Here is a 26465-nt window from a genome sequence, read left to right as displayed (position 1 = left end):
TGACAAGAACCCATAGTTGCCGGGACCATATTGTGCGCTGGAGCCGCCGGTCTGCTCCTTCAGTCAAATCATCGGCTTAGTGGTTCCCGACACGGCTGTCTGGAGAGCGCCGATAGACGTATAGGGATTGCAAATGAACATCGGTGTGAATTGACACAGGGCGTTGTTAAACCGTGCCACCGCCTGCGTCTGCCGGTTCATGGTGTCATTGCTTCCGACAAAACTCGCCGGGAAGATTGTAGCAAACGCGATGGAGTTGACGGTTACCTCAGCGAATCTCGCCGCCTTCGGATCTGTGGTGCTCCAGTTAACGCCGTTTTCGTCCACGCCGGCGGCGTTGAGCCCGATGCTGTCACTGGCGGGAATGCCGGACAGGTAGGTGACGGTCAGGTCGGCGGGAACCAGCTTGTGATAGTCAGCGGTAGAAAATTTCGTGGCATTTGTCTTCAGAAGATTGTCGCGAGCCCGGTTGGCCCTGGTAATCCGTATTGCCATCCAGCTCGGCCGCTGCCGCCAGCACAAATGCATCGGCGCCTTTCTGCATATCGTTGTGAAGACTATTGGCCCGGCTCATGTCGATCGCCAGAAGCGCGAAGCCAACGAGCACAGGCAGCATGATTGCGACAAGGATCATCGCTATGCCGCGTTGATCATTCCAGAACGCCCTAATGGTCCCCAACATGACCTTACTCTCTGCTTCCTTTGCACCAGGGCCCTCGCTCACCCAGCGCAACGCAACCGCATCCTTCTGTTCAATTCGCTCCGTTGGTCACACCCGACCCGCCGACATTGACCGTTATCGCAGGCGGTGGCGGTGGTGGCGGTGGAAATTTGTAGCTCTGGGCAACAAGCGCAGCCCGCGTGCCGTCGCCTTCGATATGTGTGTTCTTCGAGTTCGGATTGAACGGATCGACCGTCTGCAGCAGCGAATTGAATTTTTGCGTGTCGCCGGCGGCCAGGGTGACCGTGTCGTAGTGGTTCAGATAGTCCGCAGCGCAGCCCGATAGGGCGCCGGCGCACAGAAAGAGGATCAAGGCGCTATTTCTTGACATAGAGCATCTTGTCCTTCGATTTGAAGTCCAGCATGTGGCCATAGGGGCCGGTGACGCCGTCGCCCGTTTCATATTTTCGGATCATGTCCTTGTTCACCTCGAGCTGACCAAGGATGAAGAACTCCGGGTCATTGGCCGGCCGTGTCTTGTCGAACGGGGTCGCCAGCTGCTCGCCAGGCTTCACCGGCCGGACGATGTGCGGCGTGACGATAACCACCAGTTCGGTCTCTTCCTTCTGGTTGCTCGAATTGCGGAACAGCGCACCGATGACCGGCACCTGGCCCAGCCACGGCACCTGGTTCTGCAGCTTGGTGGTCTTGCTGGACAGGAGCCCGCCGACCGCGAAGCTCTGGCCGTCGCGGAGTTCGACGACGGTTTCCAGCTTGCGGTTGGTGAAGATCGGGTCGCCGGCGGTGGTGAAACCGGTGAGGTCGCTCACTTCCGGCGCCAGCTTCATATGGATCTTGCCGTCGTCGAGTACGACTGGCGTGAACAGCAGATTTACGCCAAATTGCTTGTACGTGATGGTTATCTGGCCATCATTGCCCACGACACGGATAGGCACTTCGCCGCCGGCGTTGAAGCTGGCTGGCTCACCGGACAGAGTGGTGAGATTGGGTTCTGCCAGCGTGCGCACGACCCCCTTGGCCTCAAGCGCTTCAATGATCAGGTCGACCTTGATGTTGCTGTCGATGACGCGGGTGATCAGCGCCGCGAAGGGATTGGTGTTCGACAGCAGGCCGGTGATCAGGCTGCCGGGCCCCAGCACCACATCATCTTCGTCGACGGCAGCAACGCGCGTGCCTGTACGGGTCGTGCCGCTGCGATTTGTGCTCTTGATCGACACACCGAGGTCGCGGCCAGCATTGCGCTTGGCTTCCAGCACGCGGACCTCGAGATTGACCTGCTGGCTATCATCCACAATGACGGAATTGATGATGGCGTCGGGACCTTCCTATGCTTGTGAATCTTCCTCTTGTCGCCGTTGCTCCCCTTGCCGATTGGGTGGGTCATCGAGCCGAGCAGAAGGCGCTGTTGAAGGCAACGGACGGGTTGAGCCAGTCACCAGACGACGTGCTCGGCGACATCGGGATTTCCCGTGACGACATCACGACGTTTGCGTTCCGCAGCCCGGCGTCGAGACGTAGGGGCTGAGCAATAAAAAGCCCGCCACCTGAGGCAGCGGGTTCTCTTTCGGAAATGATGAGCTGCCTTTTACGGCCGGCCTTCATGGGGCGGGGTTGCGGATGCCTCTGGCCGGACATTCGACGTCATTGAAGCGAGGCACTCCTCCAGACGTTCCAGCCGCGCCTTCTGGCATCGCAGTGTGTGCGCGACGTCATGCAGCCTGGATTTACCCTGAGAGTTGGCGGCAGCGATCAAGTCTATTTGGAGCCGACTGATCTCGCTCCGCAGATCGCGAGCGTCAGCTTCCATCAGACCCCTGATCCATCCAGCCCCGCGCATTCCAGCACACCATCCACCGAGCCCTGCGTCGCACGATAGCACCGAGTTTGCTAACAACCATGCCATGAACCTTCTCGAATTTTATGCATTGCTAATATATGAAAAGCCCGCCACCGTCAGGCATCCGGGCAGTTTTTGCCCGTTCGGATCGATCTGTGAGGTTTGTCACAGACGCATCGACGTGTCGGCGTAGGCTACGTACAGTTTCCTGCAGCGGTAAAGGGAGTGGTACGATGCTTGTGAACCTTCCTATGCTTGTGAATCTTCCTCTTGTCGCAGTTGGTCCCCTTGCCGATTGGGTCCGTCATCGAGCCGAGCAGAAGGCGCTGTTGAAGGCAACGGACGAGTTGAGCGCGTCACCAGACGACATGCTCAGCGACATCGGGATTTCCCGTGACGACATCACGACGTTTGCGTTCCGCAGCCCGGCGTCGAGACGTTGGGGCTGAGCAACAAAAAAGCCCGCCACCGTGAGGCAGCGAGCCAAATTATTCGAGAATTAAACTGGATCGTTCCAGGTTCTGTAGCGCGGGAAGCGCCGGTAGCCGAACACCCGGCCGAGGATGCGAATGCAAGAAGATGGCCCTCGTCCGCACACCAGGGAATCGAGAAGGAACGTCTCGTGCAGACTTCCCTTGGCGGCAAAGCGACCCCCATAGCCTCGCCCGTGATTGTTGCGCCAGCTCATGGGTTGCGATGACCGCCTCCAAACATAGCGACCACAACGCACCCGTCCTCCAGTTCCGCGTCTGGATCAATGATAAGGCTTTCAGCCCGAAGCTCGGGGTAGGTGTCTGTCACCGCAAACACGTTGTAGGCCCACTTGCTGGCGGCACTGCGAGGCAAAACTGCTGCCCCAGGGCCACGGCATTGAGACCACGTTTGTAGGCAAAGCTTCGCCATCCGCCGAAGCGGCGATATTCTTCAACATTGAGATTGCCCCCCTTGGGCTCGCGGCTTGATTGCCGCTGGGGCAGCGTGGGGTATCTGTTTATAGACCGCGACATCGCCGAATGGTTCGCGGTTCGCTCTGCCGAACAGAACAAAGGCGAGGCAGTTGTTGTGACGGCAAAGGTTCGGAAGGGCGGCGTTCGGCTTGCAAAGGCCAGTGAGAAAGAGGTTGTGACCGTGCCGAGACGGTCGCGGGCTATCAGATGCCGTCGACGTTCTCTTGAGCAGCGACCGAAATTCGACTAGTTGAGTCAGCCGCTTCCGATGATCGCCAGTATATCAAGCAAACGACCAGCCCGGCGTACCCGACTTGCAGAACGATCAGCGCAAGGACCGCACAGCCGAGCGCGGTCCAAATTGAACCGGCTTCGATGTAGGTCCAGATCGCCACAATGATCGCAGTGGCAGACATGCCGACCAGAAACTGTGGAAAATACATTCCTCACGCATTTCATTAATTTAGCGATTGCGCAATTAGCTGATTCTAAAATATCGCTGCAGCATGATGTCGCATCGGCTAGCGCTACCCATCCATAGAAATGGCCGCTGCAGTCTTTGGGTGTGGGGGCCGCACCGGCCACCGCGCGGGAAGATCCAGCCCCCCGCATATGATCATATTAGCGATCACGCAATTAACCATGTAGGCGATCCCAAGCCGAAACTCAGGGGATCCCTCTTGAAGGCTCAAACGAGAGGACAAGCTAATACCCTCGAGAGGCGTGGGCATGGACGACGGTATGGGCGAGCATCTTGGGGTTTTCGACCTTGACGCTTTGCGCAAGGCTTTCCTCGAGTTCGTAGAAGAGCATAAAGCCACGGATCATCCTGAGTGGGGCGAACTCGCCAAGCTGTTCCTCGAAAAACAACGAGAGCGGCACCAAGAACCGGACCCTACCCAGCCGGAGGGGTGAACGCACCAGCGCTGTGTGACCGGACCGGCGCAGAAGCCATGACCAGAACAAACCGGGGATTCACGGATTCGCGGTTTCGATCTACATTTGCTCTGAGATGGCATTGGCGTGGCGCTGGCCGGTTAGGTAAGCGAGCCCCTTGTCAGGCAGTCCGGCATGTAGAACATGCCGGCACGTCGGGGAAGCCTTCAGGCTAAGTCCGCCCTTTCGGCGCCACGACGATTCACTTCGATAATCAATTCGAAGACGCTTTCAAGCTCGCCGTTGATCTGGTCGGCAGGAATGCCGGCCTTCTCGGCAGCTGTCATCAACTGGTCTTTCAAGTCGCCAACCGAGATGGGGTCTCCCCGCCCCACAATGGGCAGTTGTTTGGCTACCCACTTGTCGAGAAACTTCAGGCCACGGACGCTCATTTATTAGCAACCTCTCATCCTTGACGCCGCACCCGCCCCGGGCCGGGTGATACCCGATCGCATAAGCGTGACGATTCCTCCTATGACTTCCCGCATTCGGTTGTCGATTCGACTTCGAAGGCCGTGATCGGCCAGCATATGGAATTAGTCGGCCCGGTCACGCGCATCGACGGCGACAAGGTAACCGTCAGCCTCTGGCCACTGGTGACTGTCGACGCCGAGCACGTGCGCGTTGTTGAGAGCCATGTGGGGTCGCCACGGCGAAAAAAGCCGATTGTTGACAAAGCCTAACGGCGCTGCTTGAGGAGATCAAAGGCCTCGTCGCAGGGGCAGCCGCCGGAAAGAATGGGATTCGGGCCGCTTTGGATAATTATGCGGTTCCCGAGCCAGCACCGCGACAAGTACCGAGCAGTCGAGTTCCTCGTTGAACGAAAAGTGCGGGTCGGCCTCTGGCAAGATCTGACCCAAGCGTAGCGATTTCAACCTGGCTGTCTTGGCGGCACGTTCTGTGCATTCAACCTCATTGATCGCTTTCGCGGACCGCACTGCACCTCTGCGTTCTCCCAGCCAACACATTTCCTGGTAGCCTCATTCTCACCTCCCCCCAACGCAAATTTCTACATTCGGACGAACCATGTCGCCCTTCATTCTGATGAAGCCCAAGCTCAAGCAGCGGACCAGATGGCCGCGATTGTGGGCTCGCACCGACCGGCGAGGTGATGCGAGCCCGGCCGAGTCTCGCGGGACCCTGGACAGGGACAGCACCGAGTGGCTGGTGTCGGCGCTCCTCGAGTTCCTCATGGAAGGCAAACACCCAGAAACACCAAAGATGACTGTTGAACCGGCCGCTGACGCCGCCAGAGGCCGCGACCAAGTTCTAACCGCCATTTTTGAAGGCATAGCAGCAGCCTATGAAGCCAACGCTCTATGAAAACAATGATCCTTTGGACAATTGCGCGACCTTTGCAGAGACGGCACTAGCGTCGCTGGAGTCGACTGGCTTCAGAGTGGTGCGTTAAGCCACCTTTGCTGCCTGCACGGTTTCGGGCGAACCGTGCAGGTTGCCCAATGGGGCGACAGTGGAACAAACTGAGGATCCATTCCCGGAGTTCCGATTTAGAATCATTCCATGGAGACGGTGTTCGATGATATCGCCAACGCCCTCAGAGAGCCCCGCTCAGACGTGTGGCGCCCAGTCCGCGCCTTCGCCCTCGATCTTGCCGCCAAGCTGTTCCTTGGCCTCGCTGTCGGCCTAGGCGTTTGCTTTGGAATGGCGCTGGCTGGTTAGCTATCTCGCTGCGGCCGACTTAAGTGCGACAGCAGCAAAATCTGCCGTTGAGTTTCCCGAAAACGTAGCAGTCTCTGATTCAGCGGAGGTCGAACTTGTTGATGCATGGATGCCAAGGAAATCCTTTCCACAAAGGGCACTAAAATCTTCGGTGACATTGCTCATGGACCCGGAGGTGGTGCCGGAAGCGATGAGCGAGATAAAAGCGATGCCATCGGCTGGAATGGTGATGGTAATCCTGTCGCCGCTTTCTGCAGCTATCGCGGCAGGTATCTCAGAAGCTCCAACCACTCTGTAAATCTGCGCCGTGACAGACGGGTTGCCGCCATCAAAAGTGAACCCGATGTCGGTCGACGTTGTGTTTTCCAATATGTCGCCGCTGCCGGCTGATATGAGCCAGATCTCGGAATTGGCGCTTGAGGGCACATCATGACTGCGCACCAGGCGCCTTGCCCGAAGGTCGCCGACAGTTACGGTATCCAGCGTCCGCAACTCCCCGAAAAACTTCCATGAGACTTCGAGCCAGATATCCCTACCGGTAGCAACAGCACCAAGGTTTTTCGAGGGCGCCTTAACCGTGGGGCCAGGGACGAGCCCCCATTATTAAAGGCCGAGACAGCCGAGACCATGATCGGTGACGAGCGCCGTAAATTCTGAAAGCCAATGATCGCCGCCGTGATCGCCAACGCCGCCAGGACAAGGGCAATCGCTATCCAAACAACTGACCGGCGTCGATTTCGCATCGTTGCCCCAACCCTAGGGGAAATATCAACGTATTAGCAACTGCTTGTATTTCTCGTGAACCAGGATCATTCTTGCCGCACGGAGGCCACCAGTAACGATGGAAAGGGGAACGTCATGGAATCCGTTTGCTACGCCCAAAGCTCGATCTGTTTGCTGTCGCTCTTAGTCAACACCACGATGGCGCTTATTGTTTTGACGCCATTCGCAGCGACGCGCCTGCTGGTGTTGAGGATGCGCGCGGACTCGGGCCGAAACCTTCAACTCGCTTAAGGCGCCGTGGGCAAACCACGTTACCGAGGCGCAGATCATGCGAATATTTCTGTTGATCCTTGCCGCTGTCGCCGTGTTCTACATCTGGGACAACGTGGCGAACAAAGGGCTGTACACTGCCCAGATTGAACGCAGCGTGGGTCTAGTCGCAGGCTTCAAACTCATAAACTAGCGCATCGCGATTGGTTGCACATCATGGCCAGAAGGTTGCCGCAACCATCAGACTGCACCGATGTGGGCCATGAAATCGGCAATGACGGTGTCCCTCTCGGGTGCGCTCGGTACCGTCGAGAAGGTTGCAAGCTCAAAAATCTTGCGGTCGAGATAGCCGCCAACCGATTTGCCGAGGCACATCTTGCGCGTCGTCAAACCGTTGATGGTATTACCCGACGCCACGGACGCCTCGATGCCGCCATTGACGGAGAATAGAGGCTCCCGCCTTCGTGGCGCCATGTCGTCACCACAGGCACGCCGGTCGAAATGGCAGTACTGGGAACCTGCCAAGGGTACGACACGAAATTCGATCCTTGGCCAATGGGCCCCGGGATAGAAGTGCCATTTGCAAATAACCAGCGTCGTCACCCCATAGGATGTCATTGTTAGCGGCGTTGCCTGCGCCAGTGTTGTTGGTGTTGTTGGTGTTGATGGCATCGATGTAGCCCGAACAGATCACAAAGCCGGACGACAGCCTCACGAAATTGGAGATGCTCGCGCCTATCAGTTGGCTGGTGATGCCGTTGAAATCGGCGCATGTCCGGCTGATTGGACCTGCAGTTGTAACGGCCGACTGCGCACTGGTGACCCCAATCTTCTCGAAGTGCCGGCCGCCGCCGGTCTGGTCCTTGAAGGAATCGGTGCCGGGCGTCGGAATCTTCGCCGTGGCAGGGTTGTCGATGTTGGCTTCGATCTTCAGTGCTTCGAGCCTGCCGCTCAGACTCGGCCGAGCGTCGGTTCTTTGCGGTAGGCATTTCCGCCGCGACGAATTCCGAGGTCGGTCTCGGGAGCTTCAGTGCTGATCTGAAGTAAGCGGCGCTGGCCGTTTTCGAAGAGCGAGATATCTTGGCAGCGATGTTCATTGCCATTATGTCCATCGCAAGCGCGATGCGTCCCGTCGCGTTTGTCACGTTTGCCGAAAATATTCCCGCATAGCCGCTACCTCGGCTTTCCATCTGCCGCCGACGCGCCGGCCGAAACCTTTCCGATCTTCTCGCCGAGAGCCTCGGCGGCAACCGCCGTCTCGACCCAATCTCCAGAACTCCGATCCTCGAACTCCGTTTCGATCTCAGCGACGAGCGCCGCTATTTGCGCGAGTTGGCGTCTGATCGCTGCGAGTTTGCGCACGGTGCTCATGGGCACGTCTCGATCGATGCCGGAACCAAAGTCGTTGAGCAAAGTTTCCTTACCGAAGGGCGTTTTAGGTTTTTGGAGAACTCGAAATGAAGACCATCATCCTTGGCGCATTGACGCTTTGCTTGGCTGCGCCTGCGGTCGCGTCCGCAGAAGAAGGCATCGTCGTCCAGACCCAGCGACATCACCACCGCCATTATTGGGACGACAACAATAACGACCGTGTGGTCATCTATCGGAACGGACACCGTCTCCATCGCCGCCATCATGGCGAGCAGGCGTTTTACGACAATGGCGAGCGCGCCTGGCGCCGGCATCATCACCGGTCCAGCGACTTTGTGGTCACCGGATCGATCAACCGTACGATGCATCACCGCCGTCACGTCGTCATTCAGCAGGACGACAACAGCGATTATGACACCGACTATTGATCGCAGTCTAACGGCCCGGCCTTCGACGAGAGCCGGGCACCGGAGGGAGGGGTTTCGCCATGACGATGCTGTTTCAATCCTTGGACTTGGACGGTCACAAGCGCAGCGAGCTTTACCATGCGGCGCGGTTGTCGATGCTCCAATGTCGTGTGTTGACGCGCTTCGATCGGGTCGAAGAGGCTGCCGATAAGGTGCAAGCAGCGGCTGAGTTGTTCGCTGAGGCGGCTCGACCTGTCGGAAGCACTCAAACGCTCGGTATGTGAGCGCCAAGTCGGCGGCGGAACCGGCAGGCGGCAACGCGCGTTGCCTTTGCATGGTCGACTATCTCAAATCGGTACTGAAGGAACTGTGTCCTGCCTGGCTCATGCGGAAGGCGGGCGTCGTAGACGTTCGCCCTGTTGAGCAGCAGCCAGCCATAAGCGATCTAATAGGTGCGGCGCCGCCGACGCGATATCGTGGGCCGGTGCGGTCCGAGCCTCCCGACCACAGGCTTAACGAGTCCATAAGCAAGCGCAATTCGGGCTGACCCGCGACGCAGAAAGCTCGAAAAGCTTCCAGGACCCCCAACAAACTGGACGACGCAAACGACGCAAACTGGACGCCGCAGACAACAATCAGGTTCACGGACATCCTGGTGAGCATTCGCATTGGAGCGGATAGTATCGTCGGCAAAAGAGGGTCCGAAAAGGCCTTTCGGCAGCTCCCTCGTAGGAACGAAAAAAGAAGAGAAGCGGAACTTGCGTGTGCAGTATTTGCACACGAACCCTCATAAACATTTGATTTGATTTTCAGCATCTGTTTAACATCAGAACCTTAGAACCTGCCGCACACGCTGCGTCAGCAAGACCTTCCTGCAACGCGACGTTGCGCGGCGCCGGGGCACCGACACCAAGTCGATCGCAGTGAGACGCCGACAAAGCCCTGTTAGCGCGCCTGAAGCCTTCGGCGAACTCATCGACCTCCATATCGACGACATGTGCGATGTAGGCAAGTCCCCTCGCCGCTCCAAGGCCGCAGCCCTCGCTATGCTCCGAACATCTGGGGAAGTGCAGCATCGCCACCCTCGATCGCGAACGGCTCGTTCGCATCGGTCGTGATCGAGCCGCCCAGGGTGCCGGACGATGAGTCTCGGTATCGACATCACCTAGGGAAAGTCGTTGAGCGTCGTTCCTGGATGATCTGCCTGGTCGTGATCGCGACAGCCGCTGGCGAGAGCCGCCAAACACGCATGAGATTGTCTGAAGCGGAGGACCATCCATGGAAGGACCCATTTCGAGCTATTTTGCATCGATTGAACCCGTGGGGCCCTGACGTTTTCTGGACCGCTTGCTGCATCCGGCGCGGCATTTCAAACATCCCCACGACGTTTTGGCCGATGTTGCCCTGGACGATCAGGAGAAGCGCGCCATTCTTTCGCCATGGGCATCGGATGCCTGCGCCGTAGAATCCGTGCCAGCGCTTCGCATGCTGCCGCGAGCGGGTGAACCGGTCAGCTTCGACACGATCATGGATGCGTTGCAACAGTTGGATCAATCGGATGAGCGTGCCGGTCCTGACTGCAGTGACAGCGCGGCAGTGGCCGCGTTCGTACCATTCGTCGATCGGATTTAAGGGCGACGTAGTTGTTCTTGCACCATGGACCCGTCGGCGAGTGACCCCGCCGGCGGAAGGGGTGGCATTGGTGCGTTCGCCCAGATTGCCGATGAAAATTTTCCTATTCTTGCTCTTGAAGGTGCAAGTCGCGATTCTAAATTGATGGTCGCCGGCCGCCCAATGGGGCCGGCAACACCAGGAGGCGGCAAGGCTCTTGGGCGCCTTCTGTTGTCCATGTTGCTCAAAGGAGGATGTGGCTATGAAGACAAACCTCGATTTTACCCCTCTATACCGGTCCAGCATCGGCTTCGACCGCATGGTCGACATGCTTGAAAGTGCGAGCCGTGTGGCCTCGTTCGACAACTGGCCGCCCTACGATATCGCCAAGGTTGATGATGATCAGTATCGCATAACGATGGCGGTCGCCGGTTTCCCGCAGGACCAGCTGACCGTCACCCACCAGCCCAACATGCTGGTTCTGAGCGGGTCGCAATCCGGCGATGAGAACGGCCAGTATCTCTATCGCGGCATCAACGGGCGCGCTTTCGAGCGTCGGTTCGAACTGGCCGATCATGTCAAAGTCGAGGGCGCCAGCCTTGAGAACGGGCTGCTGAGCATCGATCTCAAGCGCGAGGTTCCCGAGGAGATGAAACCGCGCAAGATCGAAATCTCCAGCGGGGCTCCCATGCCGAAGATCGAGGCTCCCAAGATCGAGACCGACAAGCTGGCCGCCTGAGCAATCCACTATGAAGGCTTTCGCTTGAGCCGGGCGTCCCGTCCGGCTCAGAGACCTACGAAAGGAGAAAGACAATGAGCGTACGTGACTTGATCCCCTGGGGCCGGGGCAACGGAAACTCGGCGCCCAGTCTCTTCCCCGACGGAGATCGAGACCCCTTCGTCTCCCTCCACCGGGAGGTAAACCGGCTGTTCGATGACGCCTTCCGCAGCTTTGGCGCCAGACTGCCGGCCTTCGGTCCCTCTTTCGCCGCCAGTTGGCCGAGTGTCGAAATCTCCGACACGGACAAGGAAGTCCGCGTCATGGCGGAAATACCTGGCCTGGACGAGAGCGACATAGAAGTCCTGCTGGAAAATGGGGCGCTCAAGCTTAAAGGCGAGAAGCGTTCCGAGACCGAGGACAAGGACCGGCAGTTCTCCGAGCGCTTCTACGGTCGCTTCGAGCGCCTCATTCCGCTCGGCTACGAGGTTGAAGAAGACAAGGTCAACGCCGCCTTCAAGAACGGGGTGCTGACCGTGACGTTGCCCAAGACCGAGCGGGCGCAGGCGAAGGCCAAGCGGATCGCAATCAACGGGAAGAACTGACGGATGCAGTATGGGTGGCGGCCCTTACGGCCGCTGCCCGTGCGACCCTTCATAACGGGAAGGACAGGCAATGGAGACAGTTCAAAGCAGCGACAACAGAAACCTAACCAAGACGTCCGTCCGGCCGGACAATGACAATCGGCCTCGTCTAGACGGGCCGGCTTTGTCAATGGGACGGTCAGTGTTTCCGGACGGCGCAACGGCGCGGATCTACCAGCCATGCCGCCCGGCCATGACCTCGGCAAAGCCCCGCAAGGCCTGGCGATTGGTCTTCGAACGCCGCACAGCCCCGTTCATCGAGCCGCTGATGGGCTATACCGGTGGCCGGGACACCCTGACCCAGGTTGAACTGAACTTTCCGACGCTGGAAGCGGCGATCCGTTATGCCGAGCGTCAAGGCCTCAACTATGTCGTGCAGGCTGCACCTCCTGCTTCCCAGGCCAAGGTCACGCGCCAGCATGCATCGGAGGAGAAACAGGCCTTTTCCGACCTGGTTTGGCAGCGGCTGCAGTTGGCTTGGCTCCAGGCAAGCCACGGCTATGGCGCCGGCGCACAGGCAGCGCACATACAGACGGCGCTTTCCGAGCCGGAGACATTCTACGCCTCTCCGATGGAGGTTGTGGATGACCCGGTGCTCGCACCCGACGAGAAACGCGCTGTGCTCAAGAACTGGGCCTGGAACGAGTACCTGATCGACCTGGCCACCGCCGAAGGCATGCCGGAAAATGCACGCCCGTCGCGATTGGACGAGGTCGAACTCGCCTTGCTGGCCTTGGAAGTCCGAAACCGGGGCTTCCAGACCAGGACCAGCCCGGTGCACTCCCGGATAGCCGCATGATAAGGCAAGAAGGAACCCACTGATCGTCTTCGACGCCCAACGGACCATCCCGAAACCCTTCCCGCTTGCGGTCGCGGCAGCGGGCGGGCGCGCGCCGACAACTTTCCCAATGCGTGGGCGCCCGATTGCGCCTCGGCAGAACTCGGCCCAGTTGTTAGGATCGCGCTGATATGGACTCCAATGAATTGGCGACAGAGGTTCCTATGTATCAATCCTTCAACGGCTCCGCCCATCCCCTGGCACCGAAAGAGATCGCGATCGCTGCCGTCCCCGAAGACGAGCGTGTCTGGGTCCCACAGGCGGAGGGCGTGTGGTTCCGACCACTTATGCTCAACACAATGCAAGGGCAGTGGTGCAATCTGCTCCGCGTACGCCGGGCCGGGATATTAAGCCGTCATCTGCATCCGGCCCCCGTGCATGGCTATGTGATCAAGGGGCGTTGGCACTATCTTGAACACGACTGGGTGGCAGAGACGGGATCTTACGTTTTCGAGCCGCCCGGTGAAATCCACACGCTCACGGTTCCAAGCGACGTGCCCGAGATGATCACCTTCTTCAACATTTCCGGCTGCATGGTTTACCTGGACAAGGATAACAAGCAGATTGGTTTCGAGGACGTTTTCACCAAGATCGACATGTGCAGAAATCACTATGCGAGCGTGGGTCTCGGTGACGATTTCGTCGATCAATTCGTACGGTAGACATCCGCCCGTTTGCCTTCCGCTGCGGTGAGTTCGCGGTCCGCCACAGAGGCGAAACGAGGAGATATTGGTGACCGACTCCATATGGGCCATGCCCTTCTTCGCGGGCAAGACCGTCGTCATTACCGGAGGCACGACAGGTATCGGAAACGGCATCGCCATGGCGTTCGCCGAGGCCGGGGCAATTGTCCACGCGACGGGGGCCACGGCCGCCGAGGTAGCGGCCGCTCGTGCATACGGCACCGCCGTCTCGTATTCAGTACTCGACGTCCGGGACATGACTGCGGTCGAAGGATATTCCAGTCAGTTCACATCCGTTGCAGCGCTCGTAAATTGCGCAGGGGTAAACCTGCGCGCCGCCGAATTCACTGTCCAGGGTTTCGAAACGGTGGTCGATATCAATCTCACCGGCTCCATGCGGAGTGCGAGCGCGTTCCGAGGGGCACTCTCGAACGGGGGCGCCATCGTCAACATCGCCTCGATGTTCGCGTTTTTCGGCGCGGCTCATGCCCCGGCTTACGCCGCATCCAAGGGCGCCATCGTGCAACTTACCAAGTCGCTCGCCATCGCCTATGCCGGGGATGGCATCCGCGTAAACGCATTGGCGCCTGGCTGGATCGAGACCGCCATGACCGCCGCGCCACGGGCCGATCCAGTTCGCAACGCGGAATTGATGAAACGCACTCCGATGGGTCGCTGGGGTACGCCGGGCGACCTGACCGGCCCCGCCTTGTTCTTGTGTTCTCCGCTCGCGGGGTTCATCACTGGGGCAATTCTGCCGGTTGACGGTGGCTATCTCATTGCGTGAGGCGTTGGCTATGCTGCGCGACCGATCTCCAAGCCTGTGTCGTCGAGATCAAGATCGAACGCGACCAATCGACCATGCCTGACCGCAATTGCCGCCACCAGCTCCGCAAGCTCGCCATCCGTATGCTCGCAAAAAGCTGCCTGTTTCCTGACAATCGTGACCGCATCCCGGGTCGATACGACAGAGAACGGCCTCCGGGATCTCACGAATGATTCCGCAACCTCGGCGACGGATGAAGCTCGGTCAAAATTATCTTGCATACTTGCACCTCTGTACGACGCTAGCCCAAGCTCGGCCCGCGCAAATTGTTCCCATTGGCCTAATGCAGCCAGTTAGCATCCGGCTTGGGCTCCTTTGTGTGCGAAGGCCGGGAGCAACGCGACATGGCCGTCGCCGTCTGCCTTAGACAGTCGGCTGGACGCATTCGTCTCCGAATACGAACACGGGGCCGGACGCCTAAAACGAGGAGGATCAGATGTGTCCAAGCCGCTCGCCAAAGTTTCCGATCCTCGGATCACCGCAGTTCCCGCGCAACAAGTCGCCGGGAGGACTGTTTGCTCGCGTTAATTGCGGTCGACCGACTCCTGGCTCATTCGCCGCCTCGCCAGTTGGCTCCGGTCAGCCGGCTTGGTCCGTCTCCGTCATCGCTGGCCGGCGGACGATCCAATCCACCAAACCGGCTTCGGTCTGCTCGCAGGCCACGAATTCGCGCACCAGACTTCGCGCCAGCTCGCGCCATTGACACTCGGGCACGTTCATCTCCGCGATCAGATCTCGGCATGCAGCGCGTATGATGTCGGCATCGAAGGCTGACACGGCGACAGGACCACGGTCTGTATTCTTTGCTTGAGGAGTGTCGTCGCCCTGACGTTCGCGAAAGCGCCTCAGCACCTCGCGCGATGCGGCGATCGCTTGTCGGGTTTGACTCATAGCCTCGTAGAATCCAACTTCGCGGACCGGTGAGCGGTGCCGTGATAGAATGAAGTCCTCCATAACCGCATGCGCAGTGTCCGTACGCGTTGCAACCATCGCCGCCTCCCTGCAGGCGCACCCAATGCTTGCAGCTTCTGCCCGTTTTCGGGCGGCCGCCTGCATTTGTCGTGTCGCTGCTATGATCGCGTGAGTTAAAGCCGGTGAAGCGTCGCTGCAATTACAAATGTAAGTGTGGCATCCGATAAGTGGTATGCCCGCTGGCTGCGGCGGCGGCGAGTTCGTTCTTCAGACGGTCGAAGTCTTCCTCGGCGAAGCGCTCTCCGCGTTGCCGGAACGAGGAAGCAGGATCTGGACAAAATGCATGCGGCCGTGCCGCCGTTCAGGGGGCGCTATTGGCGAAAATCCGCCAATTTCCGCCAGTCGAAGACAACGCCCACTCCAGGCTCGTCGGGTGCTATCGCCAAACCATCCTGAAGCCTCAGCGGCTCAGTGGTATAATGGTCAATATCAAAACTATGCGCCTCCACCCAGCCGGCATTTGTCTGACCTGCAACGAGGCTGACATGAAGTTCCTGCATCCCGTGACTGCAGACCGGAATGCCAGCCTTCCGTGAGAGCGCTGCCACGCGCAGCCAGCCGGTGACCCCGCCGCAGTTGGAGGCGTCGGGTTGGATGTAGGCGAGATTCGACCAAGCGAAGGCATGCTCGAACTCCTCGACGATATGCAGGTTTTCTCCCATTGCCAGGGGCATTCCGGTCGCCTTGGCAATGCTGGCGTAACCCTCATAGTCGTCGGGTATGATGGGCTCCTCGAACCACAGCAGATCGTAGGCGGCGAATGCTCTCGCTGCCTCGATCGCTCGCGGGACGTCGAGCGCGTAGTTGGCGTCAACCATAAAGGTGATGTGATGTCCTATGCGCTCGCGAACTGCTTTCACCCGGGCCACATCCTCGGCCAGGTCGTCCTTGCCGACCTTGATCTTCACCCCGGTGAAGCCGGCATTGAGATAGGAATCGATGCTGGCCAAAAGCTGATCGAGGGTAAAGTTTAGGTCGATGCCGCCGCGATAGGCCTTGGCACTCTTCCCGGCCCCGCCCGCCATCTGCCAAAGCGGCAGGCCGCTACGCCGGCCCTTGAGGTCCCATAATGCGATGTCGATCGCCGAGATCGCGAAAGAAGCGATGCCGCCGCGCCCGACATAGTGGATGTGCCAGAGCATGCCGTCGTAGATCGTGTGGATTTGCGTTGCGTCGCGTGCCTTGAGGAACGGCGCGAGGTCGTGATCGATCATTGCCTTGATGGCATAGCCGCCCTTGCCGCCGGTGTAGGTGTAGCCTGTGCCCTCGGTGCCGTCGGCAAGCCTCAGCGTGACGGTGACCAGCTCGAAATGCGTGTGCGCGCCGTGCTTGGCATCGGTCATCACCTCACGCAGTGGGACCCGGAACAGCCGGGTCTCGACTTCCTTGATTTCGGTGCGGCTCATGCTGCGCTCCATTCAGGCTTTTTCATCGGACCATAATTGCACCGGCAGCGCTGACTGGCAACAATGTGGCTCATCTTTCAGCGATTCTGAAGCCAATCAGTCATTTTTGGTCCTACAAAAGCATCAATCCGCTTGTGCTTTGGTCCGATTTACCTTCTAATAACAGGACCATCTGGGAGGAAAAAGGCTTGCTGGATACGGAAGAGCGTCCTGAGATGCCCGCGGCTATTCTCGCCGCCCGCGCGGCCGACGCGATGGTGGCCGGCATAGAGGCCGACATCACGTCCGGAAGGCTTGGCGACGGCAGCTACCTGCCGGCCGAGCGCGAACTGATGATCGAGTATGGTGTAGGCCGGGGCGTTGTGCGTGAGGCGATTGCGCGCCTGGCCAGCCGCGGCCTGGTGGAAGCGCGTCCGCGGTTCCGGCCCGTGGCGCGCCGGCCTGGCCTGGATGCCGCGCTCGGCGCCCTCGACGGCATCGTAGGACATCTGCTGAGCGACCAGGCGGGCGTGAAGAACCTCTACGACATGCGCGTCTTCCTCGAGGCGTCGCTGGCGCGCAACGCCGCCATCCATGCCCGCAAGGATGACATCGCAGCCCTGAGGGCGGCGCTGGCGATGAACGAGGCGGCGATCCCGGATTCCGAGAAATTCTATGCGACGGACGTGGCGTTCCACGCAGCGCTCTATGATATCGCGCGCAACCCGGTGCTGCCTGTCGTGCACAAGGCATTTACCGCCTGGCTGTCGCCGCATTGGATGCGCATGCCACGGTCGCCCGAGCGCAACCGCGTGAATTTCCTCAGCCATCGTGAAATCTGCACGGCCATCATTGAGCGAGATCCTGACGGCGCCGAGCGGGCGCTGCTCAACCACCTCTCGGCGGCCTGGGAGTATGTCCGCGGTACATTCGAAAGCCGTGAGGCGCCGGAAGCATGACGCAGTCCTACGACCATATCGTGGTGGGCGGCGGAGCAGCCGGCTGCGTCGCGGCGGCAAGGCTTGTCAAAGCGGGACGGCGAACCCTGCTGCTGGAGGCCGGCCATTCCCATCATCATCCCTTGCTCGACATGCCGCCCGGCATCTTCAAGATGATCAACGGCTCGAAATTCATGCGCTATCACCGCACCGAGCCGCAGGCCCATCTCGACGGCCGCGTCCATGAAATCTCGCAAGGCAACGTGCTGGGCGGCGGCACCTCGGTCAACGCCCAGGTCTACATGCGAGGCCGCTCGGCCGATTATGAGGAGTGGGACGAACTGCTGCGCGGCAACAATGCCGGCGTGCGCTGGAACTGGCAGGCGGTGCTGCCGCATTTCACCGGCATGGAGGGAAACAACCGCCTCGGCGGCGAACTGCATGGCAGCGAAGGTCCGCTGCTGGTCTCGGATCCAGGCCACATCGATGATGTTTCCCGTTGGTTCGTCCAGGCCGTCCAAGGCCTTGGATTGCCGTACAACCATGACTTCAACGGACCGTCGCAGCGCGGGGTCGGCTTCTACCAGTTCATGAACCGGCGGGGAAAGCGAAGCAGCGCCGCCTATGCCTTCATCGAGCCGCTGACGAATGATCCCAAGCTGACGCTGAAACTCAATTGCACAGTCAGCCGGCTGCTGATCGAAAACGGTCGGGTCACCGGCGTCGTCTATTCGGATGCGTCGGGCGCCGAGCATACCGTCCATGCAGATGCCGACGTGATCGTCTCGTCCGGTGCCCTCGTCTCGCCGAAACTGCTCATGCTGTCCGGCATCGGCCCCGCCGAGGCGCTTGCCGGGCACGGCATTTCCTGCGTCGCCGACCTGCCCGGGGTCGGCGAAAACCTGATCGACCATCCAGAGGTGCCGATCATCGCCACCGCAAACGGCCCATACGGCTATTTCAGGCAGGGCCAAGGCTGGAGGATGATCAGGAACGGCCTGCATTTCAAGCTCTTCGGCACCGGCACGATCCTGTCAGCGGGGGTAGAGGCCGGAGCCTTCGTCAATCCGGCCGATCCCGAGGGCGAACCGACGATCCAGGCCTTCTGCGTGCCGCACGTCTATCTGGACCGCGATATCCTGACCTTGGTCGAGAACACCTATGGGCTTACCGTGACGACAGTGGTGGTGAAGCCAAAGTCGCGCGGTTTCGTAAGGCTGCGTTCGGCGGATCCGAAGGACATGCCGATCGTTTCGCCGAACCTCCTTAAACATCCCGACGACATGAGGGAAATGATCTCCGGCCAGCGTTATTTCCTGCAGGCTTTTCAGACCAAGCCGCTCGCCGATCGGGTCAAGGCCATTGCCGTGCCAAGCCAGGATGATCTCAGCGACGAAGCCATGACAAAGCATTGCAAGCGCTTTGTGAAGACCAACTACCATCCGGCCGGGACATGCCGGATGGGCTCGGACAGCGACCGGATGGCGGTCCTGGACGCGGCGCTGCGCGTGCGCGGAATAGACAATCTGCGGGTTGCCGACATGTCGGCCTGCCCCAACATCAATGCCGGCAATACGGCGGCGCCCGCCATGATGCTGGGCGACCGCTGCGCCGACTTTATTTTGGAGGCGGCATAGCGCCTGACCCAGCTTGCCGACGGCGTCATCGCCGAAGCCGTCTGGGCCGATATCGTGAGGAAATTACACAGTCGCTGAAAGCGACAATAAAGGAGGAAAGAGCATGATCATTACCCGTCGAAAACTACTGGTTGGCTCCGCCGCCGGCGCGGTCGCGCTGACACTCGGCTCACGCGCCTTCGCGGCGCTCCCGCCGCTCGCCAAGAAGGACAAGTACAAGGTCGGTTTCGCCCAGACGGAAAGCAACAATCCGTGGCGTCTTGCCGAGACCAAGAGCATGCAGGACGAAGCCGCCAAGCTTGGCCATCAGCTGGTCTACACGGATGCCGCCGGTTCGTCGGCCAAGCAGGCCTCCGACGTGAACTCGATGATCGCGCAGGGCGTCGACGCAATCTTCCTGCCGCCCCGCGAAGACAAGCCCCTGGTGCCGGTCATTCTTGCCGCGCGCGATGCCGGCATACCGGTGTTTCTGGTCGACCGCGACGTTGATCACACCATGGCCAAGCCGGGCGAGGATTATGTCTGCTTCATCGGTTCGGATTTCATCGAGGAGGCGACCCGCGTCGGCGAATGGCTGGTCAAGAACGCCAATGGCAAGTCGAAGATCATCGAGCTGGAAGGCACGACCGGAGCCTCGGCCGCTACCGACCGCAAGAAAGGCTTCGACGATTTCATCGCCAAGCACTCGCAGTTCACCATCCTGGCGTCGCAGTCCGGCGACTTCGCCCGCGACAAGGGCCGGCAGGTCGCCGAGACGCTGCTTCAGGCGCACCCTGATGCGGATATCATCTACGCGCATAATGATGAGATGGCGCTGGGCGCCATCGCCGCTTTGGAAGCAGCCGGCAAGACCCCGGGCAAGGATGTGCTGATCTTGTCGATCGACGGCGAGAAGGAAGGCGTCCAGGCGATCATTGACGGCAAGATCGGCGCTATCTGCGCTTGCAGCCCGCTGTTCGGGCCGAAGGCCTTCGCAACGATGGCCGACTATGCGGCCGGCAAGAAGATCCCGCCGTTCATCAAGAACGAGGATGCCTTCTTCGACGCCACGAACGCGAAGAAAGACTTCGATATTGCGTTCTGATATCCACTTTCTTTCCAGTTGCCCTACCCGCTTCGGCGGGTAGGGTTTGGGAGTTTGACGATGACCGCTCAGCCGGACCAAGCCGCGCTGCTCCTGGACATGCGTGACATCCAGAAGCGTTTTGCCGGCATCCCTGCCCTGGCCGATGCCTCGCTCCAGGTTCTTCCGGGCGAGATCCACGCACTCATCGGCCAGAACGGTGCGGGCAAATCGACGCTTATCAAGGTGCTCACCGGCTATTACCGCCGGGATGCGGGGCAGGTGCTGTTCGAACGGAAGCCGTTCGAAGTTGGGTCTCCGCATCAGGCGCAGGTCAGCGGCATCAGCACCATCTACCAGGAGATCAATCTCGTACCGCTGCGCTCGGTGACCGAGAACATCTGCCTTGGACGCGAGAAGCGCCGCCGCGGCCTGCTCGACTGGAGCGCGATGCATGCGGAAGCCGAGCGCCTGCTCAGCCGCTTCTCGATCGGCATCGACGTGCGCCGCCCGCTCAGCGATTTCAACACCGCCACGCAGCAGATGGTGGCGATCGCCCGCGCCATCGGCTTTTCCGCCCGCCTCGTGATCATGGATGAGCCGACCTCCTCGCTGGACGAGCGTGAAGTCTCGGTCTTGTTCAGCGTTATCCGTCAGCTCAAGGCCGACGGCGTCTCCGTTCTGTTCGTCAGCCACAAGCTCGACGAGTTGTATGAGGTCTGCGACCGGGTCACGATCATGCGTGACGGCCGCACGGTGCGAAGCGCGGCGATGAGCGACATCGGCAAGCTGGAGCTGGTCGCGGCCATGCTCGGCCGCGACGTCGCAGCCGTCGAAGGCCATGCGACCGCGTTCGGTGAACGCGATCGGTCGAGGATCGGTGATGTGCTGTTTACCGCGCAAGGGCTGGCGGCCGGCCAGTTGGTGCGTGACGTGAGCTTCGACCTGCGCCGCGGCGAGATCGCCGGCTTTGCCGGCTTGCTCGGCGCCGGCCGCACCGAAACAGCCCGCCTCGTATTCGGCGCCGACCGCCGGAGCGCAGGCGAGATGACGATGGAGGGCGCGTCCTACCATCCCGCACGTGCCGCCGATGCCATCGCCGCAGGGATGGGCTTCTGCACTGAGGACCGCAAGGCCGAGGGCATCGTGCCGGAAATGACCGTCGCGGAGAACATAACACTGGCACTGCTGCCGAAAATCAGCCGCAATGGCATCCTGAACGAGGCCCGGCAGAAGGAGATCGTCGAGCGCTTCATTCGTGAACTCGACATCAAATGCTCGGGGCCTAACCAGAAGGTCCGCGAGTTGTCGGGCGGCAACCAGCAAAAGGTGCTGCTTGCCCGCTGGCTGGCAATGAACCCGAAGCTGCTCATTCTCGATGAGCCGACGCGCGGCATCGATGTCGGGGCCAAGGCCGAGATCCAGCGCCTCATCCGCAAGCTTGCCGATGACGGGCTCGGCGTGCTGATGATCTCCTCGGAACTCGAGGAAGTGATGGAAGGAGCCGACCGCATATTCGTGCTGCGCGAAGGAGTGAGGGTGGCCGAACTGGAAGGCCAGGCAGCCAACGAGGAGGACGTGCTCGCGGCGATGGCGCATGGCGGCGCGGCGAAGGAGGCAGCGTGAGCGATCTGGCCACACCATCCGCAGCCAACGACGCTGGAAACCGCCGCTTTGATGTGTTCGGTTTCCTGGCGCGCTACGGCACGGTGATCGCGCTTGTGCTGCTGGTGGTCTTCAACCTTGCCTATACGCGCAATTTCGCGACGCTGCAGACACTCAACGTCAACCTAACCCAGGTCTGCACGATTGTGATCGTCGCGGTGGGGATGACCCTGGTGATCGCCACCGGCGGCATCGACCTGTCGGTTGGTTCGCTGATGGCGATCTCCGGCGCATTGGCGCCGATGATCTTCATGGGCACGATCTTCCCGGTCGGAAACATCTATCTGGCGGTAGCCGTCGCGATGGTTGCCTCGATCTTCGTCGCCGGCCTGTTCGGGTGGTTCAACGGCTGGTTGGTCTCGCGCTTCCGCATCCAACCGATCGTCGCAACGCTCGTGCTGTTCATCGCCGGGCGCGGGATCGCGCAGGTCATGACCAACGGCAATCTGCAGACCTTCCGCGTGCCGCAATTCCAGTGGATCGGACTTGCCCGCCCGCTCGGCATTCCCGCGCAGGTCATCATCATGGCCGTGCTGGTTGCGGCGGCCGCTTGGGCCCTTCACCGCACGGTGTTCGGGCGAAGCATCCTGGCTGTCGGCGGCAATGAAAAGGCGTCTGAACTGGCCGGCATCGCCGTATCGAGGATCAAGCTCGCCGTCTATGCGATCAGCGGCCTGTGCGCGGGGCTGGCCGGTCTCGTCGTCATTGCGATCAACTCCTCCAGCGACGCCAATCTCGTGGGGCTGGGCATGGAACTCGACGCCATCGCGGCGGTCGCGGTGGGCGGCACGCTGTTGAGTGGCGGAAAGGCCACAATCATCGGCACCCTGCTGGGCGCACTGACCATCCAGTTGGTGCGCTACACGCTGCTCGCCAATGGCGTGCCCGACGCCGCTGCGCTCGTCGTCAAGGCCGGCATCATCGCATTCGCCGTCTGGCTGCAGCAGCAACACCGGGTGTAATCCATGAACAGCGCCAGACTGGTTCGCATCATCGGCACTTACGGTGTCGTCATCGCGCTTGCAGCCCTCGTCCTGTTCGGATTCCTGCGCTACGACCGCTTCCTCGGCCTCTTCAACGTGATGAGCGTTCTGCGCTACAACTCGATGTTCGCGCTCGTCGCGCTCGGCATGTGCTTCGTGATCATGACCGGCGGCATAGACCTGTCCGTCGGCTCCGTCGCCGCCTTGGGCAGCGTCGCTTCCGCCCTGGCGAGCCCGCACGGCATCGCGGCAGGCCTTGCAGCGGGCGTTGGCGCCGGCCTGGCAGCCGGGCTGATCAACGCGCTCCTGGTTACGCGCGGAAACCTGATGCCATTCATCGCCACGCTTGCCACCATGCTGGCCGCAAGCGGCTCGGCGCTGCTTCTGGCCGGCAACCAGACCGTTTCGGTGTCTTATGATTCGGGTTTCACCGCCATCGGCCAAGGGAATTTCTGGATTTTCCCGATTCCGGCAGTCATCGCCCTGGTTGCCTATGCCGTCGGCTCAGTGGTCCTGAACTACACCAGCACGGGACGGACGGTGCTGGCCATCGGCGGTGGCGAGGATGCCTCGCGGCTGATGGGGCTGCGCACTGACCGCGTCAAATTTCTCGTCTATGTCGCAAGCGGGTGCCTGGCCGGGCTCGCCGGCGTCGTCCTCGCTTCTCAGTTCGGCGCAGGCCAGCCGATCGAGGGCGTCGGCTGGGAGCTGTTTGCCATCGCAGCCGTGGTCGTGGGCGGGACGCTGCTGACCGGCGGCTCGGGCTCGGTGTTGACCACGCTGGCCGGCGTGCTGTTGCTCGGGATCCTTTTCAACGTCCTGAACTTCGAAAACGGCATGGGTTGGATTTCGCTGTCAGCCTACTGGCAGTCGGTGATCCGCGGGCTGTTTTTGCTCGTCGTCGTCCTTCTCCAGGCACGGCTTACGGCAAGGCGCGAAACTGCCTGAGGATGGCGAGCGCCTTCGAGCACGATGGCGCTGCAGAATCAGTGCGCGTTGCGCACCCGGCCGATGAGCGCATCCCGCAGACTTTCTGCGGCGATGCTTCCCCGGTGCACCTGGGGTCCGACACCCTTGGAGCGGGATCCGCAAGCGGATCGTGGTGCAGTCACATGGTCGTCCTGGAGACGGTCATTTCCCGGCGACCGCCACGAACACGGACTGCCCCTGCCTTTCCAGCCGAAACAGGATGGGCTTGCTCTGCCGGCGAGAGTTCGCCCACTCCTCGACGATGTCCGAAGGCTCCGTCACGCGGCGATTGTTGGCCGATATGATGACATCGCCCGGCTGCAATCCGCTCCGGGCGGCAAGGCCATCGGGAACCACTTCCACGACGAAGACGCCGGTCGTTCCTGATTTGATGCCGAGCTGCTGACGCGCCTGATCCGGAATCTGGCTGAGCGATAGGCCGAGGCCTTCGGCCGCCGACCTCTTGTCGGGAACAGCGCCGGTCTTCACCTCCGCATCCTTGCGCTCACCGATGACAAGCGCGATCTCCTGGTCCTTGCCGCCGTTACTCCGTGTCAGAGTGGCCTTGCTGCCAGGCTTCTGGCTAGCCGTCGCAAGCGTGAGGTCATGGACACCCTCAATGCCCTTGCCGTTGAACCGGGTGATCACGTCACCCGGCTTCAAGCCGGCTTTCTCCGCCGGGCTGCCGGGCTCGACCGAAGCAACCAGCGCGCCCTTGTCATCCTTCATCCCGAGGGCCTCAGCCAGCGACGGCGTGATGTCCTGCAGGCGGACCCCGATGAAGCCACGCTCGATCCGGCCGGTTCTAATCAACTGGTCGGCGATGCTCTGGGCGGTGCGCGATGGCACCGCAAATCCGATCCCGATGCTGCCGCCCGACGGCGAGACAATGGCGGTGTTGACGCCGATCACCTCGCCACGTGCGTTGAACAGCGGACCGCCCGAGTTGCCTCGATTGATCGACGCGTCCGTCTGGAGAAAATCGTCGTACGGCCCGGCTTGAATGTCTCGCGAGCGGGCCGACAGAACGCCGACAGTGACTGTCCCTCCGAGTCCGAAGGGACTGCCGATCGCGATTGTCCATGCGCCCGGCTGCATTGCATCCGAGTCACCCCATTTGGTCGTGGTCATGTTGGGCCGCGGGTCGACCTTCAGCACCGCTATATCGGTGGCGGGGTCACGGCCGACCAATTGCGCCGGCGCCGTTTCCTTGTCGGAAAATACGACATGGATCTCTGTCGCATCGGCAACGACATGGTTGTTGGTGACGATGTAGCCGTCGGGACTGATCACAAATCCGGAGCCAAGCGCCTCCCTCACCTGTGGCTGAACGGGTCCGAGGCCCTGGCCGTCGAACGGACTTGTAAAGTCGCCCGCCGTCGTCTGTTCCTGGACAACCTCCCGGGTCGTGATCGCGACCACGGCCGGCAATTTCTGCTGAATGATCGCCGTGAAGTCGGTCGGGGTATCCTGGGCCAGGACAGGCGCCACGCCACTGGCCGAGAGCATCAGCGCAACCGCGATCAAGCGCGTTGCAAATCGTCTTTGCATATCGTGAGACATTGCTGGACCTCCTGCCGGACAGCCCCGGCCGCTCGGCCGCGCCGCGCGGAGCCGGTGCTCCGGACGCTAGAACTGCCAACAAAGCTGTTTGTTTCAGCCCCCCGGAAAAATGGCACGGCCAGGAAAAACAGCCCGACCGCGGGGGTCCGGAAGGCAGCAGCCGGGAACCATTGAGGCCGTCGAGTTCAACCGTCCACAGGACTGGTCCCGGACGTGGCAGAAGTCAGCAAAGCGACTGCGTCAGCTCCGGCAAATGCCCGATATGCCCATGGAGCCAACCCAGCGGCTGAGGTGCCTCTACCGGGCCTGGTGCGAAAACGATCTGCAATGCAAGAGGGAGCTCAACAGCCGCAGAGAGACGCGGTCGTGATCACCGCCGCTCGAACTCCCTCAAGGGAACAAAAGGGTACCAACTAAGTTCGGCCCCATAGTGAGGATGTCTATATGGATCTGTTGCCCCAGTCAGCCGAACACACCGTCTCCCCGCCGCCCGCTCCAGACCTTCACCGGCTTTTGTTCGATCCAAACTTGCGTATACACGGCTTGATTGATGACACTGTCGTCACCAAAGCCTTGGACGATTTGAAAGCCGTGCGTTCCGGGGAAGACGATCTCTACGTTGAAATCGACACGCCCGGAGGCGACGCCGACGGCGCGCGACGTCTAGCTCTAGAGTTCAAGCTTTTTCTGAAACACTCGGGCCGCAACGGCTACATCATTGGCAAGAATACGGTTTACTCTGCCGGGGTAACGGTCCTTGCCGCTTTCCCGAAAGCCTGCAGGTTCCTTTGCCCGCAAGCAGTCCTGCTGATTCATGAAAGAAGGCTTGAGAAAGACTTGGTTCTGAATGGACCAATTCGAAGCTGTCTTCAGATCGTTCGCGGACAACTTGCGCTGTTGGAAACGGCAGAGCGACTCGAGAATGAAGGGTTCGCCGATCTCGTCCAAGGTTCTCGAACATCGCTGGAAGAGCTGCGCGACCATGCCTTGACCAACTGCTACCTGATGGCAGCCAGAGCTTTGGAGTTGGGCCTTGTTGAAGACATTGCCGATTAACTTGACGCCTCGGATGCAAACGGCAGAGCCGAGTCCAACACGCTTCCCTCACTCATGGCTC

Annotated in this window: 30 protein-coding genes; 18 read left to right on the top strand and 12 right to left on the bottom strand. The window is 60.5% G+C overall.

Annotated elements, in window-relative coordinates; genetic code table 11:
- Positions 1-63: 63 nt before the first annotated feature.
- The 4 genes from NKI10_RS28315 to NKI10_RS28300 form a co-directional block, all read right to left on the bottom strand.
- On the bottom strand, positions 64-495 hold the full coding sequence (locus NKI10_RS28315) for a hypothetical protein (protein WP_352862431.1): 432 nt from the start codon (positions 493-495) through the stop codon (positions 64-66).
- Positions 416-682 (bottom strand): TadE/TadG family type IV pilus assembly protein, encoded by a 267-nt coding sequence (locus tag NKI10_RS28310; RefSeq protein ID WP_352862430.1) that lies wholly within the window; start codon positions 680-682, stop codon positions 416-418. Before NKI10_RS28310 ends, NKI10_RS28315 begins: the two co-directional genes overlap by 80 nt.
- A gap of 70 nt (positions 683-752) precedes the next feature.
- Positions 753-1034, bottom strand: a complete 282-nt coding sequence (locus NKI10_RS28305) for a hypothetical protein (protein ID WP_352862429.1) — start codon at positions 1032-1034, stop codon at positions 753-755.
- A gap of 4 nt (positions 1035-1038) precedes the next feature.
- Positions 1039-1974: a type II and III secretion system protein family protein gene (locus NKI10_RS28300; RefSeq protein ID WP_352862428.1), complete on the bottom strand. Its 936-nt coding sequence runs from the start codon at positions 1972-1974 to the stop codon at positions 1039-1041.
- A 778-nt stretch (positions 1975-2752) separates the two neighbouring features.
- Here NKI10_RS28300 and NKI10_RS28295 point away from each other — a divergent pair.
- Positions 2753-2968: a DUF1127 domain-containing protein gene (locus NKI10_RS28295; protein ID WP_023748441.1), complete on the top strand. Its 216-nt coding sequence runs from the start codon at positions 2753-2755 to the stop codon at positions 2966-2968.
- A gap of 701 nt (positions 2969-3669) precedes the next feature.
- On the opposite strand, the gene NKI10_RS28290 is transcribed toward NKI10_RS28295, so the two are convergent.
- On the bottom strand, positions 3670-3909 hold the full coding sequence (locus NKI10_RS28290) for an exopolysaccharide production repressor protein (protein WP_023706903.1): 240 nt from the start codon (positions 3907-3909) through the stop codon (positions 3670-3672).
- 286 nt (positions 3910-4195) lie between these two features.
- Between NKI10_RS28290 and NKI10_RS28285 the strand changes: the two genes are divergently transcribed.
- The gene (locus NKI10_RS28285; protein ID WP_352862427.1) at positions 4196-4381 is read left to right on the top strand and encodes a hypothetical protein; all 186 of its coding nucleotides are present in this window, start codon (positions 4196-4198) and stop codon (positions 4379-4381) included.
- A 188-nt stretch (positions 4382-4569) separates the two neighbouring features.
- On the opposite strand, the gene NKI10_RS28280 is transcribed toward NKI10_RS28285, so the two are convergent.
- On the bottom strand, positions 4570-4794 hold the full coding sequence (locus NKI10_RS28280) for a hypothetical protein (RefSeq protein ID WP_352862426.1): 225 nt from the start codon (positions 4792-4794) through the stop codon (positions 4570-4572).
- Between the two features lie 634 nt (positions 4795-5428).
- On the opposite strand from NKI10_RS28280, the gene NKI10_RS28275 reads away from it, so the two are divergent.
- Positions 5429-5725, top strand: coding sequence for a hypothetical protein (locus tag NKI10_RS28275; protein ID WP_352862425.1), 297 nt, complete (start codon positions 5429-5431; stop codon positions 5723-5725).
- 357 nt (positions 5726-6082) lie between these two features.
- On the opposite strand, the gene NKI10_RS28270 is transcribed toward NKI10_RS28275, so the two are convergent.
- From NKI10_RS28270 to NKI10_RS28260, 3 genes are all read right to left on the bottom strand, one after another.
- A complete protein-coding gene (locus tag NKI10_RS28270; protein WP_352862424.1) occupies positions 6083-6574 on the bottom strand; it encodes a hypothetical protein in 492 nt (163 codons plus the stop codon).
- A gap of 741 nt (positions 6575-7315) precedes the next feature.
- Positions 7316-7747, bottom strand: coding sequence for a hypothetical protein (locus tag NKI10_RS28265; protein ID WP_352862423.1), 432 nt, complete (start codon positions 7745-7747; stop codon positions 7316-7318).
- A 501-nt stretch (positions 7748-8248) separates the two neighbouring features.
- Positions 8249-8446, bottom strand: a complete 198-nt coding sequence (locus tag NKI10_RS28260) for a hypothetical protein (protein WP_352862422.1) — start codon at positions 8444-8446, stop codon at positions 8249-8251.
- An 86-nt stretch (positions 8447-8532) separates the two neighbouring features.
- Here NKI10_RS28260 and NKI10_RS28255 point away from each other — a divergent pair, with 86 nt between their 5' ends.
- The 8 genes from NKI10_RS28255 (at position 8533) to NKI10_RS28220 (ending at position 14134) form a co-directional block, all read left to right on the top strand.
- Positions 8533-8874, top strand: coding sequence for a hypothetical protein (locus NKI10_RS28255; protein WP_352862421.1), 342 nt, complete (start codon positions 8533-8535; stop codon positions 8872-8874).
- 59 nt (positions 8875-8933) lie between these two features.
- A complete protein-coding gene (locus NKI10_RS28250) occupies positions 8934-9137 on the top strand; it encodes a hypothetical protein (protein WP_023706890.1) in 204 nt (67 codons plus the stop codon).
- 1063 nt (positions 9138-10200) lie between these two features.
- Positions 10201-10485, top strand: a complete 285-nt coding sequence (locus NKI10_RS28245; RefSeq protein ID WP_348626206.1) for a hypothetical protein — start codon at positions 10201-10203, stop codon at positions 10483-10485.
- A gap of 241 nt (positions 10486-10726) precedes the next feature.
- A complete protein-coding gene (locus NKI10_RS28240) occupies positions 10727-11203 on the top strand; it encodes an Hsp20 family protein (RefSeq protein ID WP_023672654.1) in 477 nt (158 codons plus the stop codon).
- A 74-nt stretch (positions 11204-11277) separates the two neighbouring features.
- Positions 11278-11787 carry an Hsp20/alpha crystallin family protein gene (locus NKI10_RS28235; protein ID WP_352862420.1) on the top strand — a complete coding sequence of 170 codons (510 nt, stop codon included), beginning with the start codon at positions 11278-11280 and terminating at the stop codon, positions 11785-11787.
- Between the two features lie 70 nt (positions 11788-11857).
- On the top strand, positions 11858-12625 hold the full coding sequence (locus tag NKI10_RS28230) for an NADH dehydrogenase ubiquinone Fe-S protein 4 (protein ID WP_352520024.1): 768 nt from the start codon (positions 11858-11860) through the stop codon (positions 12623-12625).
- 203 nt (positions 12626-12828) lie between these two features.
- Entirely contained in the window at positions 12829-13326 is a 498-nt protein-coding gene (locus tag NKI10_RS28225; RefSeq protein WP_023710477.1) for a 2,4'-dihydroxyacetophenone dioxygenase family protein, read from the top strand.
- A gap of 70 nt (positions 13327-13396) precedes the next feature.
- Positions 13397-14134 (top strand): SDR family oxidoreductase, encoded by a 738-nt coding sequence (locus NKI10_RS28220; RefSeq protein ID WP_245263955.1) that lies wholly within the window; start codon positions 13397-13399, stop codon positions 14132-14134.
- Positions 14135-14752: 618 nt separating this feature from the next.
- Here the strand turns inward: NKI10_RS28220 and NKI10_RS28215 are convergent.
- A complete protein-coding gene (locus NKI10_RS28215) occupies positions 14753-15163 on the bottom strand; it encodes a hypothetical protein (protein WP_352862419.1) in 411 nt (136 codons plus the stop codon).
- Positions 15164-15456: 293 nt separating this feature from the next.
- The gene (locus NKI10_RS28210; RefSeq protein WP_352862418.1) at positions 15457-16551 is read right to left on the bottom strand and encodes a mandelate racemase/muconate lactonizing enzyme family protein; all 1095 of its coding nucleotides are present in this window, start codon (positions 16549-16551) and stop codon (positions 15457-15459) included.
- A gap of 188 nt (positions 16552-16739) precedes the next feature.
- On the opposite strand from NKI10_RS28210, the gene NKI10_RS28205 reads away from it, so the two are divergent.
- The 6 genes from NKI10_RS28205 (at position 16740) to NKI10_RS28180 (ending at position 23764) form a co-directional block, all read left to right on the top strand.
- Entirely contained in the window at positions 16740-17489 is a 750-nt protein-coding gene (locus tag NKI10_RS28205; protein ID WP_023748427.1) for an FCD domain-containing protein, read from the top strand.
- Entirely contained in the window at positions 17486-19105 is a 1620-nt protein-coding gene (locus NKI10_RS28200; RefSeq protein WP_023815751.1) for a GMC family oxidoreductase, read from the top strand. Before NKI10_RS28205 ends, NKI10_RS28200 begins: the two co-directional genes overlap by 4 nt.
- A gap of 103 nt (positions 19106-19208) precedes the next feature.
- The gene (locus tag NKI10_RS28195; protein ID WP_023672664.1) at positions 19209-20189 is read left to right on the top strand and encodes an ABC transporter substrate-binding protein; all 981 of its coding nucleotides are present in this window, start codon (positions 19209-19211) and stop codon (positions 20187-20189) included.
- Positions 20190-20249: 60 nt separating this feature from the next.
- Positions 20250-21794 carry a sugar ABC transporter ATP-binding protein gene (locus tag NKI10_RS28190; RefSeq protein WP_023682466.1) on the top strand — a complete coding sequence of 515 codons (1545 nt, stop codon included), beginning with the start codon at positions 20250-20252 and terminating at the stop codon, positions 21792-21794.
- Positions 21791-22795 (top strand): ABC transporter permease, encoded by a 1005-nt coding sequence (locus tag NKI10_RS28185; protein WP_502897590.1) that lies wholly within the window; start codon positions 21791-21793, stop codon positions 22793-22795. The genes NKI10_RS28190 and NKI10_RS28185 overlap by 4 nt, the downstream gene beginning before the upstream one ends.
- A 3-nt stretch (positions 22796-22798) precedes the next feature.
- A complete protein-coding gene (locus NKI10_RS28180; RefSeq protein ID WP_352497368.1) occupies positions 22799-23764 on the top strand; it encodes an ABC transporter permease in 966 nt (321 codons plus the stop codon).
- Between the two features lie 183 nt (positions 23765-23947).
- Here NKI10_RS28180 and NKI10_RS28175 read toward each other — a convergent pair whose 3' ends face one another.
- The gene (locus tag NKI10_RS28175) at positions 23948-25312 is read right to left on the bottom strand and encodes a Do family serine endopeptidase (RefSeq protein WP_352862417.1); all 1365 of its coding nucleotides are present in this window, start codon (positions 25310-25312) and stop codon (positions 23948-23950) included.
- Between the two features lie 480 nt (positions 25313-25792).
- Here NKI10_RS28175 and NKI10_RS28170 point away from each other — a divergent pair, with 480 nt between their 5' ends.
- Positions 25793-26404, top strand: coding sequence for an ATP-dependent Clp protease proteolytic subunit (locus NKI10_RS28170; protein ID WP_352862416.1), 612 nt, complete (start codon positions 25793-25795; stop codon positions 26402-26404).
- Positions 26405-26465 lie beyond the last annotated feature (61 nt).

Origin of the sequence: Mesorhizobium sp. M0802, from assembly GCF_040320115.1 — a bacterium.
Classification (GTDB): domain Bacteria; phylum Pseudomonadota; class Alphaproteobacteria; order Rhizobiales; family Rhizobiaceae; genus Mesorhizobium.
Note: the sequence above shows the minus strand (reverse complement) of the source record. Positions and strands in the feature narration are given on the sequence as shown.

Excerpts from the sequence above, each read along its gene's own strand:
- NKI10_RS28315 (WP_352862431.1), bottom strand. The coding sequence starts at position 495 with ATGGCAATACGGATTACCAGGGCCAACCGGGCTCGCGACAATCTTCTG.
- NKI10_RS28310 (WP_352862430.1), bottom strand. The coding sequence starts at position 682 with ATGTTGGGGACCATTAGGGCGTTCTGGAATGATCAACGCGGCATAGCG.
- NKI10_RS28295 (WP_023748441.1), top strand. The coding sequence starts at position 2,753 with ATGCTTGTGAACCTTCCTATGCTTGTGAATCTTCCTCTTGTCGCAGTT.
- NKI10_RS28290 (WP_023706903.1), bottom strand. The coding sequence starts at position 3,909 with ATGTATTTTCCACAGTTTCTGGTCGGCATGTCTGCCACTGCGATCATT.
- NKI10_RS28285 (WP_352862427.1), top strand. The coding sequence starts at position 4,196 with ATGGACGACGGTATGGGCGAGCATCTTGGGGTTTTCGACCTTGACGCT.
- NKI10_RS28280 (WP_352862426.1), bottom strand. The coding sequence starts at position 4,794 with ATGAGCGTCCGTGGCCTGAAGTTTCTCGACAAGTGGGTAGCCAAACAA.
- NKI10_RS28275 (WP_352862425.1), top strand. The coding sequence starts at position 5,429 with ATGTCGCCCTTCATTCTGATGAAGCCCAAGCTCAAGCAGCGGACCAGA.
- NKI10_RS28265 (WP_352862423.1), bottom strand. The coding sequence starts at position 7,747 with ATGCCATCAACACCAACAACACCAACAACACTGGCGCAGGCAACGCCG.
- NKI10_RS28260 (WP_352862422.1), bottom strand. The coding sequence starts at position 8,446 with ATGAGCACCGTGCGCAAACTCGCAGCGATCAGACGCCAACTCGCGCAA.
- NKI10_RS28255 (WP_352862421.1), top strand. The coding sequence starts at position 8,533 with ATGAAGACCATCATCCTTGGCGCATTGACGCTTTGCTTGGCTGCGCCT.
- NKI10_RS28250 (WP_023706890.1), top strand. The coding sequence starts at position 8,934 with ATGACGATGCTGTTTCAATCCTTGGACTTGGACGGTCACAAGCGCAGC.
- NKI10_RS28240 (WP_023672654.1), top strand. The coding sequence starts at position 10,727 with ATGAAGACAAACCTCGATTTTACCCCTCTATACCGGTCCAGCATCGGC.
- NKI10_RS28235 (WP_352862420.1), top strand. The coding sequence starts at position 11,278 with ATGAGCGTACGTGACTTGATCCCCTGGGGCCGGGGCAACGGAAACTCG.
- NKI10_RS28230 (WP_352520024.1), top strand. The coding sequence starts at position 11,858 with ATGGAGACAGTTCAAAGCAGCGACAACAGAAACCTAACCAAGACGTCC.
- NKI10_RS28225 (WP_023710477.1), top strand. The coding sequence starts at position 12,829 with ATGTATCAATCCTTCAACGGCTCCGCCCATCCCCTGGCACCGAAAGAG.
- NKI10_RS28215 (WP_352862419.1), bottom strand. The coding sequence starts at position 15,163 with ATGGTTGCAACGCGTACGGACACTGCGCATGCGGTTATGGAGGACTTC.
- NKI10_RS28210 (WP_352862418.1), bottom strand. The coding sequence starts at position 16,551 with ATGAGCCGCACCGAAATCAAGGAAGTCGAGACCCGGCTGTTCCGGGTC.
- NKI10_RS28200 (WP_023815751.1), top strand. The coding sequence starts at position 17,486 with ATGACGCAGTCCTACGACCATATCGTGGTGGGCGGCGGAGCAGCCGGC.
- NKI10_RS28195 (WP_023672664.1), top strand. The coding sequence starts at position 19,209 with ATGATCATTACCCGTCGAAAACTACTGGTTGGCTCCGCCGCCGGCGCG.
- NKI10_RS28190 (WP_023682466.1), top strand. The coding sequence starts at position 20,250 with ATGACCGCTCAGCCGGACCAAGCCGCGCTGCTCCTGGACATGCGTGAC.
- NKI10_RS28180 (WP_352497368.1), top strand. The coding sequence starts at position 22,799 with ATGAACAGCGCCAGACTGGTTCGCATCATCGGCACTTACGGTGTCGTC.
- NKI10_RS28170 (WP_352862416.1), top strand. The coding sequence starts at position 25,793 with ATGGATCTGTTGCCCCAGTCAGCCGAACACACCGTCTCCCCGCCGCCC.